The following is a 16,183-nucleotide window of genomic DNA, read 5'->3' as shown; positions in this document are numbered from 1 at the left end:
CAAGTCCCCGTCATTCGCGGACAGGGGCTTATCAATCCCGTCGCGGCGCGTCGAGCGGCACGGCGCTGATCATGCCGCGTTGCCCACGGCGGCGTTCAGGCGTGATTCGATAGCCGTAAAAGTGCGGGCCGATAGGGGGCTTGCGGATCGTCGTCCTCGTTTGCGGGGATCGCGCAGGAGCCGAATTCCTGCCTGATCCGCTCCATCTCGGTGATGCGCTCATGCAATCGCTGCAAATGCTCCGGCGATGTCGCCCGCCAGAATTGGAACGTGTCGGCCGTCAGCGGCACGAACGCCGTGCCAAACAGCGTCGGCTCGGGAACGACGGTGCGTCCGAGCAGCAGGAAACGGTCGGCGCCGGAGACGACGAGAGTGGCATAGCCGCGGTTTCCGATCCGCTTGATCCCATTCAGCGACCATTCGGCGAGCTTGCTGAAATAAGGCTCTTCGCGCCAGCGATCGGGGCAATGGTCGTCGACCGTGACGTTCACGGCATCCTGGCTGAAATGGACGATGATGCCCGACTTCGCCGGGAACCAGTCGTCGTCGAGATGCCCTTGCAGCCAGGCGCAGACGAAGGAGCGGCACATCTGCGGGCGGCGGTCGTAGATGGTGCAGCCGGTGCCCGTCTGCCAGTGCTTGCAGAGCTGGTTCACCGGCTTGTCGACGGCGGCCACCTCGAGAATGTCGCAGCAGGCGTTGCAGGATCCGCATTGCCGGGCGAACGGCGCCGTCTTCGGCTGGCCGGCTGCCTTGAAGCCCTGGCCGTCGCGGACCAGCAGCTTCTGCTTCTCCAGAGTGTTCAAGGCGCGCTCGACCTTGAGACGGGACAATCCAGTCGCGTCGATGACACTCTTCATGGTTGTCGCGCCGGCCTCCACCGCGCGAGCGACCTGCAACGTCGACTGATCCATCTTCGATGACTTGTTCTTTCGCCCGTCAATCCGGCTATCGCGGGCAGGCTTGGAACCCGCTGCCCGCAGCCGGCATCTGGAGTCTCTGCCGAGGCATCCCGGCGGCCTCTGTTACGTAAGGACAGACCTCGCATGGATGCAAATTTTTCGCAAATCTGCGATCACGGGGATGGGCAGATTCGGACCGATTCCGGGCTTTGAGGACCGGATTCGATGATGAAGATCAAACCGGCCTGGCCCGGGGCCTGCTAGCTCAGGCGCATGAGCTTCCTGACCTTCTTCACGGCGACCTATTTCCTGCTGGCCGTGCCCGGGCCGACCAACACCTTGCTCGCGACGTCGGGCGCGGGGATCGGCATCGTGCGCTCGCTTCATCTGCTTGTGGCGGAGCTCGCCGGCTATCTGCTGGCGATCGCGCTGCTGCGACTGGCGCTCGGGCCCATCGTCATGGATATCCCGCTCGCGGCCGTCCTGCTCCGCGTCGCGGTGACCATCTACATCCTGTGCCTTGCCGTCATGCTCTGGCGAGTCAACACGCGCGAGCTGCGCGACGGTGCACCGGTGACGTTCGGCCAGGTGCTGCTCACAACCCTGTTGAACCCGAAAGCGCTCGTCTTCGCCTTCCTGCTCCTGCCACTTGGAGCTGGGCCGCTTGAACTGTTGCCCTGGTTGGGCGCGATTGCGCTTCAGATTGTCACCGCTGGCGCCGCGTGGATCACTCTGGGCGCAACGCTCGGCCGCGGCGCGCGCCGTCTCGGGCATCCCGACCTCATCACGCGCACCGGCGCGGTCACGCTTGTCGCGGTGACCGGCCTGATCTGGCTTCAATCATTCCTGAGCGCGTGAGCGCCGACGTCACCGCAAGCAGCGCGCTTATTGCGCGCCGGATCCGCCTTGCACGATCTTCTCGTTCAATTTCAGATCGACGGTCTCGACGGTGCGGTCGATCTCGGCATTGGGCACGCCCAGCTGATGCGATATCAGCTTCACCAAGAGGTCGACGCGCTCGATGAAGGGGGCGCCGCTCGCGACCGCGCGCGCCGCCGATGACGGCTTGAGCAGGCTCTCGGCGGCCTTGGCGTATTTTGCGAACGGCACCTGGTCCTGCGGATCGGCGCCGAGCTTGCGGGCGATGGCATCGACGTGGTCGTAGATCGTCTGCGAGCGCTTGAGGTCGCCGTGCACGGCGTCGCGGATCGACTGCGGATCGTGCGGCGTGATGCAGCGGTAATTGCCGGTGAGCAGCATCGACCATTTCGCCAGCGGCACGAACAGAGAGTCGAACACTTTCAGCTTCACCGGCACATCGTGGCCGTCGAGCGTCACCGCGTCGATGTCGGCCTCGAGCTCGCGCAGCACCTTGTTGTGCTTGTCGTCGGCGAACACCGACGCCTTGAAGTTGGTGGGCAGGCCGACGTGAAGCACGTTCGCGGCCTCTTCCGGCGGACGGAAGGCCTGCGGGTCGGGCGAGCACAGCGTCACCAGCCCCGGCTCGAACCGCTCCCACACCTGTGCATTGGTATAAGCCTCTTCCAGATCCATGTCGGCGAGCGCCGGGATCCGCTTCAGATAGGGCAGCGGCGGCATGTTCATGATCGACAGGCACGGCAGCTTCGCCGCCGCGATCTTGACCATGAGAACGCGCACGGTGTGGTTGGTGTATTGCGGCTCCTGCATCGCAAGGCCGACCATGTCGTAGCGGGAGAGGTCGACATTGGCGGGGGTCACGGCGTCGAGCTTGCCGGGCAGGTTGCGCGAGAAGATCGCCCGGTGCACCGCCTCGTCACGCAGCTTGATGCGCACCTCGGTACCTTCGCGATTGATCAGCTCCGCGGTCTTGGCGCGGCAGACCAGGGTCACATTGTGCCCCGCCATCAGCAGCTTCGTGCCCAGCAGCGAGCCGTAAGAAGCCCCGAGAATCAATATGTTGCGCGCCATATTCCGTCCCTTTGACAATGTGTGTGATTTTTGAGCCCCGGCCGTCATCCGCGGGCGAGTTGGCGGCATGTAAAGCGAACTGCGCGGAGATGGCAACTGGGATAATGCATACAAGGCGCGCCAGGATCCCGGCGGCAGGGGTGTCGCGAAGAGCATTATCCGTAAATCTTTTCGCCCGCCGGCAAGGACCAGGCTTGCGCGGCGCTCATCCGCGACGAGCCCCAATTTGACGCCGACGGGTCCTCGCTGTCCCGCCACCTGCGGGTGTCAATCGGCTCACTCAACGCCATACGACTTTACCGAATCCAAGTAGGCCGGAGGATGTCTCGCTGGTCCGGCTCAGCGTGAGGTGCGATCGTACGTCGTCACATGTCGCGTGCCGATGATCGCCACGTTGGTTGGTCCCGCTGTTTTCTTCTTGTCACATTTGCCTTTCGGCATTGATGAAAGCGGCAATCCGCCGCATCCCTCACCATATCGTGCTTTCACAATGCCGGCCTACGCAGGCATGAATTTTACGTCGGCGAAGTGACGTCATTTTCGGTTCGCCGATCGCAACAAGAAACGACAAGGCCCGCATCGCAAGTCTGTCGCAAGACTGGCGGAGTGCGCGGCAAGCAACTGTGTTCAGCGATGGAGCTGGGACGTGACGATTGAGTTGGGGCGGCCTCGACCTTGTGCCCAAGCGGGTTGGTTGGGAATGGTGGCGAAAGACGTCGACGCGGCGGGCGGCATCGACGGGTGCAAGCGCGATGGACGCGATCAGGGGCGGCAGCGATCGCATCGAGCAGATGTGCAGGGTGCTGCGCAGAACGCGAAGCCGGCAGGTCTGGGCGCAAGTCCGGGCAAGCGTTGACGGCGCCGCTCGGGGGCTGACATGGAAGGTGATCATTGGCCGCACGGCTCGTGCGACGGCGCCGGGCAAAGCCTGGCGCGCCTGCGGGATCGCGCGTCCCAATTTTTCCAGAGCCTGTCCGTCGCGGAGCTTGGGCGTGAGACGCACCGGCATCTGTGCATTTCGGACTGGTTGAAGGTCGCGGACGACTACCGGGCCTTGGCCGAATCAGCGCACCAAAACCGTTCCGCCTGGGTTTCGCGGGAAGCGTGGCTGTGTTCGCTGACGGCCCTCGAAGTCGTCAGACGCTTGTCTTGTCCGGGAGATGTCGAAAGTGCCGGCCTCGCAGACGAGGTCGGCATCAGCCTGAGAGGTTTCGAGGCGGAGGCCGGTCTGGCGATCGAGCGCGTCAAGATCGATTGCTTCGACCAAGGGGCGCTGGCCGGCTTCTTTCTGCCGGCGCTCCATCGTGGAGCTTCCGCGCCGACGGTCATCTGTCTCAGTGACGAGGACATCACCCTGGGCTCGATGATGAGCAGGCTGTTGCCGGCCTCACTCTGCGGGACCATGTCGCTCCTGTTCGTTGATGCCGGCAATTCGACGGTGCATCGCTCCTTCAAGCCGGAGCACAGGCTTCAGTGCTGGTTGGACTATCTGGAGGCTCGCCCCGATGTCGATGCGCGGCGGATCGCAATTTATGGCGAAGGGGAGGGCGCTTCTCATGCGTCCCGCCTTGCCCTCTCGGATCGCAGAATAGCGGCCGCCGTGTGCGACGGCGGCCTTCTGACGCCGGTGATGCGCAGAGCATCGCTTCGCTGGATGACCGGCTTCGGGCAGGCCGTCCCTGACGGAGCCTCGACGGGTTCGCTGCCGCCGTCGCGTCGACTTCCGTGCCCGCTGCTCATGGTCGTCGGGAGCCGCTCCATGATATGGGAGCAGGACGCCCTGGATCTGCAAGCCGGCTATCGGCAGACCGGAGCAGATTGCTCGGTCGTCGTGCCCAACAATGTCCGGCACCCGCTCGGCGAGGTCGAGAATTTCATCGCTGTCGACGACTTCGTCTTCGAATGGCTCGGCAGCAAGCTGGGAACGGCCCGTCAGCTTGACCCTGTGACCTATCTCTAGCGCTTGGGGGTATCGTATTCGAGAGCGGTGTTTGCCGACATGCTTCGGTCGCCTCGAAGCCGAGGCGCGCGTCACGACACGTCGATAGCCAGCAATCGTGCCGCCAGCCGGGCGTTCCTGCCGATCGTTGCGAGCGCGGCATTCAGTTCAGCCAGGGTCTTCTCGTCGAGCTCGTTGAAGATGGTCGAATTCAAGGCGAGCTTTCTCTTGGACAGTTTTTCGATTTCCGTCGTGGCCTTCTCCGTCAGCGACATCAGAACGAAGCGGGCATCGTCCGGTGCCGGCCGCCGCGACAGGAAGCCGCTCTTTTCGAGGCTCTTGGTCTGGTTGGTCACAAAGGCCGGGTGGACCCGCAACTTGTTCGCGATGTCGATGCCGGCGACGCCGCGCCCGTCGTCCAGTTCGGTGATCGCCATCAGGATCAGCCACTGCGGCTCGGTAATGCCCAGCAGTCCGGCCCAGCAGGTATGGATGTCCTCCAGCTGGGAGTGAATTTCGACGACGTTCCAGATGAAGTCCGTAATCGCCCTGTCGAGTTTTTTCTCGATCATGTGGCTGCCCCCCGTTTCCCTCAATTCACTCTTTTAATGGGATATTGGGGAATCGTCTCGCATATCGCGCATAGACAATGGTGGCGGACACGGCGCGGTGGAAACGGTTGGACGGTTTAGTACTTGCAAAAAGCAATTAATTAAATTACGTCTCCACACACTCAATCTTTGCTGCTCTTGACCCTGTCGATGGACAGCGATGTGAGACCTCCAAGAAAGCCCTCGGGATGCCCCCTGGGGGCTTTTTCGTTTTGGATTAAAGAGTTAGTTGCCGTGCCGACCGCCTCTGTTGCCATCGGGCAACATCTCCGACGGAAGTTACGATTCACTAAATCAATAAATTGAGGCCGTTGTTTTTATAAACTATACGTGAAGCTACGACGGAGGGGGGGCACCTCACTGTCGTTTCAGTCCGGACCTTCAGTGCGGACCTGAATTGAACGGAAATTAAGTGGGTCAAGCGGCCTCCTCCGAGGAGCCGAGCCCCCTGAACCGACCTGGAGGTTTACTAATGAAGTTGACGAAGACGCTCTTTCTCGGCTCGGCTGCCGGCCTGATGGCCGTCTCCGGGGCGTTCGCAGCCGATCTCCCCGTGAAGGCGAAGGCGGTCGAATACGTGAAGATCTGCTCGCTGTACGGCGCGGGCTTCTACTACATCCCGGGCACCGACACCTGCATCAAGCTGGGTGGTTATCTGCGCGCTGAAGTCGCGTTCAATACCAACAGCAACTACGGCATCTCGAACGGCTCTCCGGCCGGCGCGCACAACCGCCTCAGCAACTACTACCAGATGCGCGCTCGTCAGGATCTCAACATCGACACGCGCACCGCGACCGAATACGGCGTCGTCCGTACCTTCTTCGACGGCGTGTTCACCTGGACCACCGGTGGCTATCAGGGCTCCGGCTCCGCGACGGGCGGCACGGTCTATACCGGCAACCTCGGCATCAACACCTCCGGCGCGACGCCGGCGCTCGTTGGTTCGTCGATCAACGGCACCGACGGCAACACCTCGGGCGGTTCGCTCGGCGTGTACTACGCCTTCATCCAGTTCGCTGGCTTCACCATGGGTAAGGCCGTGTCGCAGTTCGACGCGCCCTGGACCAACTATCCCGGCAACAACATCGACAGCCTCGTCGGCGGTTCCGGCACGGTCACTGGTGTCAACCAGTTCACCTACACCGCTGACTTCGGTCAGGGCGTGACGGCGTCGTTCTCGGCGGAAGACGCGACGGCTTACTACCAGGCCGGCAACGTCAACCTGACCGGTGCGACCGCAGGCAGCATGGTCGGCGGCACCTACGGCACCAACGCCATCGGCGGTTCGCGTTCGCCGAACCTCGTCGGTATGGTCCGTGTCGACCAGGCCTGGGGCATGTTCCAGGCGTCGGTCGCCGCGCATGACAACCACGTCGCCTACTACGGCGCGAATGAAGCCACCGGTCACCCCGACGACAAGTGGGGTTGGGCTGTTCAGCTCGCTCTGTCGATCAAGAACATCCCGACCGGCGCGGGTGACGTGGTCAACATTTCGGGCGTCTACACCGACGGTGCGACCCGCTACAACTTCCAGAACCTGGCGGGCAGCAGCTACTCGATGTTCGGCAGCTCGGGCGTTGCCTATCAGAGCGTCGGCTTCGCCTATGCTCCGGACACCGTGTTCGTCACGGGCGGCCAGCAGGAAACCGTCAAGACCTGGGGCTTCCGCGGTGCTTACACCCACAACTGGGATCCCTACTGGAACACCGCGCTCTACGGCGCCTACGCTCAGGCGCAGTACGGCTCGGTCGCCAAGACCGCTCTCTGCGGCGCTGGCGGTGCAGGCGGCGTGTTCGGCGGTCTCGCCGGTGTGACGGGTTGTAACCCTGACTTCGCCGTCGGCCAGGTCGGTATCATCACCCGCTGGACCCCGGTCAAGAACCTGACGTTCTCGGGCGACCTGAACTGGACCCGTCTCGACCAGAAGTACTCGGGCACGGTCGGTTACGCCGGTGCCGGCACGACGGCCAAGCCGGCCGCCCTGTACGAGCTGAAGGATCAGGACAGCATCACCCTGCTGCTCCGCGCCCAGCGCAACTGGTAAGATCTCTCGAACCACGTGATGAACACCCGGCGGGAAACCGCCGGGTGTTTTTTTGTGCGCCCATCCCGCGTGATGCCTGACGCACCCGTTGCCCGGATCGAGCCGACGGGTCGCGCGAAGGCGCGGCCGATGGCGTAGTCCAGAGCATCTCTTACCGTACGGTCCCGGATTGCGCTGCACTCCATGCGGGCTACGGGACCTTGCTGTGTCGCGGCTCCCGTCAATCCGGCCGCTCGAAAAATATATCGTTTATCCGAAATTCGGTTTCGGCGCATGGGCGCCCTCGCGATGACGGTGGAGGGAGTGCTGGCCGCACTCCGCTCTCGTGCCCCGGACGCAACGCAGCGTCCCCTGGGCGATGCGAAGCATCGTCCAGCAGGACGGTGCGCTGCAGAGCCGGGGCCCATCTCTCCGTGCCATCCCGGGGCGTCCCTGGGTCCCGGCTCTGCGCAGCAACGCTTCGCGTTGCAGCTTGTCCGGGACATCAGAGGACGGAGTGCGTCGTTCGAAGGCAGGCGCGGCTACGAAGCCATCTGCAGGCTGTGCCGCAACCACTCGCGCGGAAATTGCGTGCGCCTCAGCCCTGGCTTGCCATCCGCGCGCGGTCGAGATGCTCCTCGATCTTGGGGCGGTCGCGGGTGCGCTCGAAACTGGTGCACAGCAGTTCGGTCTCATCGAGCGAGACCGGAGCGCGATACAGCCGGCACATGAATTCGGCGCTCGCGCGACTTTTGGAGGTGCCCGGGCCGCGTTCGGCGAGAAACATGCAGTCGCGGCAGACGCTGGCATCGAGCCGCTGATGGGCCGCGTCGAGGTGATTGAGAACCTCGCGGAGCGAGTCGCGCAGCCTGACGCATTCGTCGTTGCCAAGCGAGGTGACCGCATTCACCACGTGATTGATCGGGTCGTGCTGGTTCAGGCATTTCTCGCCCTGGGCGGTGACGTGCAGGACGACAGAACGCTTGTCCTCTTGCGACGGCTTGCGCACCAGAAAGGATTTGCTCTCCAGCGTCTTCACGATCTGCGATGCAGTTGCTCTGGTGGCGCCGATGAAGCCGGCCAGCGCGGATGGCGTGCGCGAAAACCTGTTGGCGCGGCCGAGAAAGCGCAGCGCCATCCATTCGCGATCGCGCAATCCATGCTGATTGCCCTCGAAATACCAAGCCCTCGCCGCCTGAACCAGCAGCTCGACGGCTTCCCGTGCCAACGGCATGAATCTACCTCGTCCCCGGAACTTCGTCTGCGGCGCCCCGAAGCCGCCTTGCACCCTTTCCCGCGAAACCTTCGAAAGACATCGAACGGTTGCAGCTGTCCGGCGAACACGTCGTGTCGAGCTCTCGTTCGAAGGAACGAATCGCAGTGCGCCCGATCTGGACCGATGCGCGTCGCGTGCTTCGGAGTGACGAACTGCGTCGTTCGCATGCCAACAGCGTCGTCGCACGGGAGCCCGAGTTGCCGTCGCCAGCCGACGATGGATCGGAATAGTTCAACCGAAGCCCCTGAGTTCAAGTCACACGCAGACGTTTCTTATATTCCGTCGAAACGATGAATGAGCTTCTCAACAAAATCAAGTAGAGACGCTCGCGCAGCCCAGATGTCGTTGCAGGCGAATGTAACGTTCAAGACAATCTCGCTCATCGGGACACATGATGGTGAACGCAATACGCTGCCCGGCAAGCAACATGCACTCAATTCTGCGACGCCGTGATTGCACGGCATCCTGCTGACCGTGATCGACGCAAATTGATCGAAGCTTGTGCATGACGACGATGAGTTCGGCACGTCATCCACAACTTGTGGGTGGAGCCGGAGAATCGTCAAGGGAACTCGGAGGAATTACACGCGCCGGTTGTTGACCGTTATGCTCGCAGAATCGCCGGTGCGGTCCCTTCCGGCGCGGTCGTCCACTGCCCTCACCCGAGTGGTGACGGCGCTCAGGACGGAAAACCGGCGGCGGCCGTGCGGCGCATGCGCCGGCTCCGTGGCGGCATGCGCAATCTCCTGTCGAAAACAACGGGGAGGAGCAGGATAGCGGCGCATGTTGCCGGCGGTCGCGGCCTCTCGCGCTGCTATTCGCCCTTGAGCATGTCCCGCAGCTCGCGGAACGGATCGGCACTCGGCGGAGCCGAAGCATCCTGCCGCATCGCGCCGTAGATTCTCGGAACCATGTCGACCGCCTGGTCGAGGCCCGAATCACGTCCCGACTGATAGCCGCCCATCAGGCGAAGGTCGCGCGTGTCCTCGTATTTGGCGATCAAGGAGCGCAGCTTGCTGACCAATTCGCGCTCTTCGGGATCCCAGACGTTGTGGGCGAGGCGGGAGACCGAAGCCAGCACATCGACGGCCGGATAGCGCGCCTGGTCGGCGATGTGCCTGGAGAGCACGATGTGCCCATCGAGCGTGCTGCGGATGGTATCGGCGATCGGCTCGTTGTGGTCGTCGCCGTCGACCAGCACCGAGAAGATCCCGGTGATGGTGCCGGAACCTTCCTCGCCGGGTCCGGCGCGCTCCAGGAGGCGCGGCAGATCGGTGAAGACCGTCGGCGCGTAGCCGCGGGCGACCGCAGGCTCGCCGGCGGCGAGCGCGACCTCGCGGGCGGCGTGGGCGAAACGCGTGATCGAGTCGACCATGAGCAGCACCGATTCGCCCCGGTCGCGGAAATATTCCGCGACCGCCATGGCCGTCTTCGGCGCCAGCCGCCGCATCATCGGGCTTTCGTCGCCGGTCGACACGATGGTGACGGCGCGCTGGCGATCGTTGCCCAGCACATCCTCGATGAACTCGCGCACCTCGCGGCCGCGCTCGCCGACCAGGGCCAGCACGACGGTGTCGAAACCCTGGCTGCGGGCGAGCATCGCGAGCAGCGTCGATTTGCCGACACCGGAGCCGGCAAAGATGCCGACGCGCTGGCCGGCGCAGATCGGCGCGAACAGATCGATGACGCGTACGCCGGTGCGCAGCGGCTTGTGCACGCGCGCGCGCTTCATGGCCGAGGGCGCCTCAGCCTCCGCCGAGACCGCCTGTGGGCCCGGTGTGAGGGGCCCCAATCCGTCCAGCGGCGCGCCGAGAGCGTTGATGACGCGACCCTTCCAGCTCGGATCGGGCGCGAACGACAAGGGCGGCATCCGGTAGGCGACCGAGCCGAGGCCGCCGGCGAACTGCCGGTCGAACGGCTTGGCGATGATGCCCTCGCTGTCGATTCGCACCACCTCGCCAATCTGCGGCTTGCCGCCCGAATTGACGCCGATGAGCTCGCCGAGCCTGACGAAGCGCGACAGGCCGGAGACACGGAAATGCGTCGGCGCGATCTCGGAGATCGCGCCGCTGACGCTTGCCAGGGGAGTGCTCTGCTGAAGCTCCAGCAGCGCCCACTCGAGTTGCCGAAGAGCGTTCAAGGAAACCGTCCAACCTCAATCTCAATGCGCACGGGGCGCGGTCTACTTGCCGGGTTCGCCCAGCGTCCGGATGGCGTTCTGCAGCGAGCTCTCGGTGCCCTCGATCATCGAATTGGTGCCGTCGAAGGCACGCGAGGCTGCGATCAGCTTGGTCAATTCCATCATCGGGTTGGCGCCGGAGCCCTCGACATAGCCTTGCTTGAAGCCGTCGCGGGAGAAATCGGCGATGGCGCTCGCGGGCCGGTCCGGCGTCACGCCGGAATTGCCGTAGCGCTCGAGATTGGCGTCAGCGGGGATGTTGAACAGGCCGATGGTGCCGATCTCGTTGTTGTCCTGGGTGATCGCACCGCCGCGCGAGATCGAGATCGGTCCGCCGTTCGGGTCCAGCGTGATCTGCGCGCCGCCGGAATCGACGACGGGAAAGCCGCTCACGGTCTGAAGATCGCCGTTGGCGGCGATCTGGAGCCGGCCGTCGCGGGTATAGACCGTGCCGTTGGGACCTGCGAAGGCGATCCAGCCCTGGCCGACCACGGCGACGTCGAGAGGGTTGCCGCTCTCGGTGATGTTGCCTTGCTCGCGCGAGATGATGTTGTCGCCTGGCGAGGAGAAGGCGACCGGGTTCGCGCCCGCCTTGGACAGCACGGTCTCGAACTTCACCACGTCGGTGCGGAATGCCGCCGTGTTGACGTTGGCGACGTTGTTGGCGATCGTCTGGAGGCGCTTTTCGAGAGCGACCTGGGCCGACAATCCCACATAGAGGGCCGATTGCATGATCTACTTTCCGAACCGGAGGGACTGAAGTTTCGAGAGCATGTCGATATCCATGCTGGCCGAGCTGGCGCCGCCGATCAGGACCAGCGCGGGATTGGTCGAATTGTCGCTCTGGGCCTGGGTCGCATCCCACATCGCCGCAAAGCGCTGCACGAATTTGGTGACCTTGGCCGGGTCCTGGAAATCGGTGAGCTTGACCCTGTTTGTGATCATCTTGGCCTGGGCGTCGATGTCGGCCGCGCTGATCGTCGAGGGCAGGCCCAGCGCGGTCTGAACCACCTGCGTCAGCGCCTTGTCCGCCAGCACCTGGTAGGCGGTCGTGATCGTGGACGCCTTGCGGGTGAAATAGAGCGCGAGCCGCAGGCCCTCGTTCTGGTCGCCGGCCTTCTGCTCCATCGTCTGCGTGACATAATGGGTCGCCGTCCCGGTCGTGGCCTGGGTGGTCTTCGTCGCGTTGCTGCCGAGGGCGGCGAAATTGAAGGCGGTGGCGAATTCCCGGTAGCGGGTGTCGGTCAGCTTGTTGGCGAAGGTGTTCTTGTTGCCGACACCCTCCGTCAGCACCTTGCGCATGAACGCCTTGGCGTAGGTCATGTCGCTGAGGCCAAAGGCCTTCATCGCGTAGGAGTAGAGGCGATAGTCCTTCAGGAAGTCGTCGATCGTCTTCACGTTGCCGATATGGCTCAGGTAATAGTCGGTCTCGCGGCTGACATCCGGCTGCGTCGCGACCTGCGTCAGCGACTTGCCCATGTCCTTGGTCAGTCTGGTGTAGTCCGCGATGGTGGATAGCATGACACGCGCCCCTCTGGCCGCTGTTGCGACGCCGCCCCAAGCTGCCGCCGATTGCTTGCGCGGGGCTGGCGAGGCGGGAAGCCAGCTTCGCGCAAGGCTCGCCGACTAGATATTCCCGGTGGGATTGGCGATGGAGCGGCGCGTTGGGCAGTTTCGTGGGGATTTTCATCACGGTAGCGGCGCTGCTCGGCGGATTTGCCGCCATGGGCGGGCATCTGGCCGTGCTCATGCAGCCGTGGGAGTTCGTGATCATCATGGGGACCGCGGTCGGCACCTTCATCGTCGCCAATCCGTGGAAGACGGTGGTGGATACCGGGGTTGCCTGCATGCAGGCCATCACCGGCGCGGTGCCCGGCCAGCGCTACTACCTTGATCTGCTCGGCGCGCTCCACGCCCTGATGCGCGAGCTCAGGGGCAAGGGCCGCAACGAGGTCGAGGCCCATATCGACGATCCCGCGTCCTCCGAGATCTTCAAGGCGTTTCCGAGCGTGCTCGGGGATCCCTCGCTGCTCCAGTTCATCTGCGACTACGTCCGCCTCATCATCATGGGCAACGCGCGCACGCACGAGATCGAGGCGCTGATGGACGAGGAGATCCACACCATCGTGAAGAGCAAGCTGGCGCCCTATCATGCGCTGGTGACGGTGTCCGAGGCGCTGCCGGCGCTGGGCATCGTCGCCGCCGTGCTCGGCGTCATCAAGGCCATGGGCGCGCTCGACCAGTCGCCGAAGCTGCTCGGCGGCTTCATCGGTGCGGCCCTGGTCGGCACCTTCGCCGGCATCTTCCTGTCCTACGGCGTCCTTTCGCCCTTCGCGATCAAGATCAAGATGACGCGCGAGAAGAAGTGCCGGCCCTACATCATCGTCAAGCAGACGCTGCTGGCGTTCATGAACGGCGCCATGCCGCAGATCGCCGTCGAGCACGGCCGCAAGATGATCGCGAGCACCGAGCGGCCGTCGATCGACGTCGTCGAGAACGAGACGATCGCAGGTCCCAAGGCCGTCGTCACCGAGCCCGAACCCAAGGCCGCCCGCGCATGATGATGGAAGACGTCGAGGTCGATCAGCGCAAGCAGCTGCCGAACTACCTGCTGGACGCGGCCGGCATATCGATCGAACGTATGCCGATGCTCAATGTGATCTTCGATCGCATGGCGGCATCGTGTACCGACAGCCTGCAGCCGATGGCGGGAACGCCCTGCTATTTCTCGGTCAACGGCATCACCAACGATCCTCTCGGCGACATCATCAAGGACTACGAGGGCAACGCGGTCGCGGCGGTGCTCTATGCCGAGCAGTGGGACTCGCGCGTCATCATCATGCTGGACCGCGACTTCGTGTTTACGATGGTCGAGGCGATGTTCGGATCCGACGGCGCGGAACCGCCGCTCGATGTCGAACGCACTTTCTCGAACATCGAGATCCGCCTGGTCCAGGCGCTGTTCGAGCGGTTCGCCAAGGCGCTGCAGAGCGCCTTCGCCGGCACGTCGAACGTCACCTTCCGCGTCGAGCGGGTCGAGACGGCGATGGCCTCGCTGGCGATCGGGCGCGCCAGCAACATGTCGATCTGCGCGAACATGATGGTGCAGGCGCTCTACCGCGGCGGCCAGATGTTCCTGATCATTCCGCACTCCGCGCTCAACCCGCTGCGGCAGAAGCTCGCTCACGTCGTCGTCAGCGACGGCCGCGCGACCGATCCGCGCTGGCGCGAGCAGATGGAGAGCGAGGTCCACCGGACCGAAGTGACGCTGAGTGCGGTGCTCGACGAGAAGATGATCTCGCTCGAGGACGTCGTGAAATTCAAGGTGGGGCAGGTGCTGGAGCTGGAGGCCACGCCGCGCACGCTGGCGCGCCTCGAGAGCAACAACCAGGTGCTGTTCTGGTGTCAGATCGGCCAGCTCGATGGCTATTACGCCATGCAGGTGGCCGATCCCGTCGATCAGAAACGGGAGTTCGTCGATGATATCCTATCTCGTTGATGCCGTGCTGCTGATCGCGCTCGCCTTCACCAGCATGCGGGTGACCCGGATGCACCGCGAGCTGGCGCGGCTGCGCAGCTACCAGGGCGAATTCTCCACCATCGTCCACGAGACCGCGGGCGCCTTCGACACTGTCATCACCGCGGCGCATGATTCCACCGCCAATCTCGGACGGCTCGCCAACGTGCTGACCACCAAGATCGATCAGGCCCACGAGGCGATCGCAGCACTCGATGCGAGGAGCGGGCTCGCGCCGGCTGCGACTGCAGGCGGCACTGAGGTGAACAAGCACTGAAGCCGAAGCCGGCTGAACCAATACGAGCGGAACGCCAGGGCGCTCCGGGAGCGGAAATACCAAGAGGCGATACCAGATGGCGCAATCCTTCGACTATGACTCTGCCACGCGAGCACCTGCCGCCGACGAGGGGCATACCGACACGACTCCGCTGGAGCGGCTCGCGGAGATCGCCGCGCGCACGGCGGAGGAGAGCGGCAAGTTCGCCAATGTCGATGCGATCCTGCGCATTCCGGTCACCATGCAGGTGGTGCTGGGATCGGCGACCATTCCGGTGGCGAACCTGATGAAGCTCGGGCGTGGCGCGGTGGTTCCGCTCGATCATCGGGTCGGCGAGCCCGTCGACGTCGTCGTCAACGGCCGCATCGTCGCCCGCGGCGAGGTGGTCGTCGTCGAAGAGGACAATTCCCGCTTCGGTGTCTCGCTGACGGAGATCGTCGGGCCGCTGGGGCAGGGTGACAGCTGACCATGGCGGCACAGGTCGGCATCGCTCCCGTCAAGCAGCGAGGCGTTGCCACGCTGGGCGGTACGGAAAAGGTCGCGGCGCTGCTCCTGGCCATGGGCCGGCAGGCGGCCGCGAGCGTGCTCTCGCAGTTCGAGCCGCAGGAAATCCGCGTCGTCACCAAGGCCGCGGCCGAGCTGCGGCCGATCACGGCGCAGGAGCTCGAGGGGATCGTCGAGGAGTTCGCCCAGCAGTTCTCGATGGGCGCCAACATTCTCGGCACCATCGGTGGCCTGGAAGCCGTGCTTGGCGACGTGCTTCCGGCCGACCAGGTCTCGGCGATCATGACGGACCTGCTCGGCAATTCGAGCCGCTCGGTATGGGACCGCGTCTCGTCCGTGTCCGAAAACTCGCTTGCGAGCTACCTGTCCAAGGAGCATCCGCAGACCGCGGCGCTGATCCTGTCCAAGGTCAAGCCGGCCTGCGCCGCCAAGGTCATGAGCCAGCTGCCATCGAGCCTGCGCAACGAGCTGATGCGGCGCGTGCTCAGCCTCAAGCCGATCGCCGACGACGCCATGAGGGTGCTCGAGAAGACGCTGCACGAGGATCTGACGCTGAACTTCGCCCGCAATCTCGGCGCCGACACCTACGCCCGCGTCGCCGACATCATCAACAAGATGGAGCGCGGACATATCGAGGACATGCTGAAGAGCCTGTCGGAGAAGCGGCCGAAATCGGCCGAAGTGCTGAAGGAGCTGCTGTTCACCTTCGACGACGTCATCAACCTGGCGCCGAAGGCGCGCACCATGATCTTCGACCAGGTGCCGACCGATCGTATCGTCGTCGCGCTGAAGGGCACCGACAAGCATTTCCGCGAACTGATCCTGTCCGCGGTTGCCTCGCGCGTCCGCCGCGTCGTCGAGCATGAGCTCGCCATCGGCGAGCCGTCGAACCAGCGCGACGTGCTGGAGGCGCGTCGCGTCATCACCGACCTGGCGCTCGACCTCGCGGAGAAGGGCGAAATCGAGCTCAACCCCGATCAGGAGGATGAGCTGGTCTTCCGCTGA

General features: G+C 64.1%; 15 protein-coding genes. 8 read left to right on the top strand and 7 right to left on the bottom strand.

Annotation, left to right across the window (positions count from 1 at the left end):
* Nucleotides 1–95: 95 nt before the first annotated feature.
* The gene (locus tag XH81_RS34060; RefSeq protein WP_028144354.1) at nt 96–914 is read right to left on the bottom strand and encodes a YkgJ family cysteine cluster protein; all 819 of its coding nucleotides are present in this window, start codon (nt 912–914) and stop codon (nt 96–98) included.
* 261 nt (nt 915–1,175) lie between these two features.
* Here XH81_RS34060 and XH81_RS34055 point away from each other — a divergent pair, with 261 nt between their 5' ends.
* Entirely contained in the window at nt 1,176–1,760 is a 585-nt protein-coding gene (locus tag XH81_RS34055; protein ID WP_028144355.1) for a LysE family translocator, read from the top strand.
* A 27-nt stretch (nt 1,761–1,787) separates the two neighbouring features.
* Here the strand turns inward: XH81_RS34055 and XH81_RS34050 are convergent, their stop codons facing one another.
* Entirely contained in the window at nt 1,788–2,852 is a 1,065-nt protein-coding gene (locus tag XH81_RS34050; protein WP_028144356.1) for a ketopantoate reductase family protein, read from the bottom strand.
* An 877-nt stretch (nt 2,853–3,729) separates the two neighbouring features.
* Here XH81_RS34050 and XH81_RS34045 point away from each other — a divergent pair.
* A complete protein-coding gene (locus tag XH81_RS34045) occupies nt 3,730–4,812 on the top strand; it encodes a hypothetical protein (protein WP_038950172.1) in 1,083 nt (360 codons plus the stop codon).
* 71 nt (nt 4,813–4,883) lie between these two features.
* Here XH81_RS34045 and XH81_RS34040 read toward each other — a convergent pair whose 3' ends face one another.
* On the bottom strand, nt 4,884–5,363 hold the full coding sequence (locus tag XH81_RS34040; RefSeq protein WP_028144358.1) for a MarR family winged helix-turn-helix transcriptional regulator: 480 nt from the start codon (nt 5,361–5,363) through the stop codon (nt 4,884–4,886).
* 511 nt (nt 5,364–5,874) lie between these two features.
* Here XH81_RS34040 and XH81_RS34035 point away from each other — a divergent pair.
* The gene (locus XH81_RS34035; RefSeq protein WP_271596771.1) at nt 5,875–7,446 is read left to right on the top strand and encodes a porin; all 1,572 of its coding nucleotides are present in this window, start codon (nt 5,875–5,877) and stop codon (nt 7,444–7,446) included.
* Nucleotides 7,447–8,023: 577 nt separating this feature from the next.
* Here the strand turns inward: XH81_RS34035 and XH81_RS34030 are convergent.
* The 4 genes from XH81_RS34030 to XH81_RS34015 form a co-directional block, all read right to left on the bottom strand.
* Nucleotides 8,024–8,659 carry a MarR family winged helix-turn-helix transcriptional regulator gene (locus XH81_RS34030; protein ID WP_028145755.1) on the bottom strand — a complete coding sequence of 212 codons (636 nt, stop codon included), beginning with the start codon at nt 8,657–8,659 and terminating at the stop codon, nt 8,024–8,026.
* Nucleotides 8,660–9,515: 856 nt separating this feature from the next.
* Complete coding sequence (gene fliI, locus XH81_RS34025; RefSeq protein WP_028145754.1) at nt 9,516–10,841, bottom strand: flagellar protein export ATPase FliI; 1,326 nt, start codon at nt 10,839–10,841, stop codon at nt 9,516–9,518.
* A 42-nt stretch (nt 10,842–10,883) separates the two neighbouring features.
* Nucleotides 10,884–11,612 (bottom strand): flagellar basal-body rod protein FlgF, encoded by a 729-nt coding sequence (gene flgF / locus XH81_RS34020; protein ID WP_028145753.1) that lies wholly within the window; start codon nt 11,610–11,612, stop codon nt 10,884–10,886.
* 3 nt (nt 11,613–11,615) lie between these two features.
* The gene (locus tag XH81_RS34015) at nt 11,616–12,401 is read right to left on the bottom strand and encodes a DUF1217 domain-containing protein (RefSeq protein WP_028145752.1); all 786 of its coding nucleotides are present in this window, start codon (nt 12,399–12,401) and stop codon (nt 11,616–11,618) included.
* 143 nt (nt 12,402–12,544) lie between these two features.
* Here XH81_RS34015 and motA point away from each other — a divergent pair, with 143 nt between their 5' ends.
* The 5 genes from motA (at nt 12,545) to XH81_RS33990 (ending at nt 16,183) form a co-directional block, all read left to right on the top strand.
* The gene (gene motA / locus XH81_RS34010) at nt 12,545–13,441 is read left to right on the top strand and encodes a flagellar motor stator protein MotA (RefSeq protein WP_028145751.1); all 897 of its coding nucleotides are present in this window, start codon (nt 12,545–12,547) and stop codon (nt 13,439–13,441) included.
* Nucleotides 13,438–14,379, top strand: a complete 942-nt coding sequence (locus XH81_RS34005; RefSeq protein WP_028145750.1) for a flagellar motor switch protein FliM — start codon at nt 13,438–13,440, stop codon at nt 14,377–14,379. The genes motA and XH81_RS34005 overlap by 4 nt, the downstream gene beginning before the upstream one ends.
* Nucleotides 14,360–14,674, top strand: coding sequence for a hypothetical protein (locus XH81_RS34000; protein WP_028145749.1), 315 nt, complete (start codon nt 14,360–14,362; stop codon nt 14,672–14,674). Before XH81_RS34005 ends, XH81_RS34000 begins: the two co-directional genes overlap by 20 nt.
* 76 nt (nt 14,675–14,750) lie before the next feature.
* The gene (gene fliN / locus XH81_RS33995) at nt 14,751–15,140 is read left to right on the top strand and encodes a flagellar motor switch protein FliN (protein ID WP_018318435.1); all 390 of its coding nucleotides are present in this window, start codon (nt 14,751–14,753) and stop codon (nt 15,138–15,140) included.
* A gap of 2 nt (nt 15,141–15,142) precedes the next feature.
* The gene (locus tag XH81_RS33990) at nt 15,143–16,183 is read left to right on the top strand and encodes a flagellar motor switch protein FliG (protein ID WP_028145748.1); all 1,041 of its coding nucleotides are present in this window, start codon (nt 15,143–15,145) and stop codon (nt 16,181–16,183) included.

The sequence above is a fragment of the Bradyrhizobium sp. CCBAU 25360 genome (genome assembly GCF_028128695.1).
GTDB lineage: Bacteria > Pseudomonadota > Alphaproteobacteria > Rhizobiales > Xanthobacteraceae > Bradyrhizobium > Bradyrhizobium ottawaense.
The sequence above is the reverse complement of the archived record's forward strand: the minus strand, read 5'-3'. Positions and strand labels throughout refer to the sequence as shown.

Coding starts and splice junctions, on each gene's coding strand:
- XH81_RS34055 (WP_028144355.1), top strand. CDS start 1,176: ATGAGCTTCCTGACCTTCTTCACGGCGACCTATTTCCTGCTGGCCGTG.
- XH81_RS34005 (WP_028145750.1), top strand. CDS start 13,438: ATGATGATGGAAGACGTCGAGGTCGATCAGCGCAAGCAGCTGCCGAAC.
- XH81_RS34035 (WP_271596771.1), top strand. CDS start 5,875: ATGAAGTTGACGAAGACGCTCTTTCTCGGCTCGGCTGCCGGCCTGATG.
- XH81_RS34045 (WP_038950172.1), top strand. CDS start 3,730: ATGGAAGGTGATCATTGGCCGCACGGCTCGTGCGACGGCGCCGGGCAA.
- XH81_RS34015 (WP_028145752.1), bottom strand. CDS start 12,401: ATGCTATCCACCATCGCGGACTACACCAGACTGACCAAGGACATGGGC.
- XH81_RS34040 (WP_028144358.1), bottom strand. CDS start 5,363: ATGATCGAGAAAAAACTCGACAGGGCGATTACGGACTTCATCTGGAAC.
- fliN (WP_018318435.1), top strand. CDS start 14,751: ATGGCGCAATCCTTCGACTATGACTCTGCCACGCGAGCACCTGCCGCC.
- XH81_RS34030 (WP_028145755.1), bottom strand. CDS start 8,659: ATGCCGTTGGCACGGGAAGCCGTCGAGCTGCTGGTTCAGGCGGCGAGG.
- XH81_RS33990 (WP_028145748.1), top strand. CDS start 15,143: ATGGCGGCACAGGTCGGCATCGCTCCCGTCAAGCAGCGAGGCGTTGCC.
- XH81_RS34050 (WP_028144356.1), bottom strand. CDS start 2,852: ATGGCGCGCAACATATTGATTCTCGGGGCTTCTTACGGCTCGCTGCTG.
- XH81_RS34000 (WP_028145749.1), top strand. CDS start 14,360: ATGATATCCTATCTCGTTGATGCCGTGCTGCTGATCGCGCTCGCCTTC.
- XH81_RS34060 (WP_028144354.1), bottom strand. CDS start 914: ATGGATCAGTCGACGTTGCAGGTCGCTCGCGCGGTGGAGGCCGGCGCG.
- flgF (WP_028145753.1), bottom strand. CDS start 11,612: ATGCAATCGGCCCTCTATGTGGGATTGTCGGCCCAGGTCGCTCTCGAA.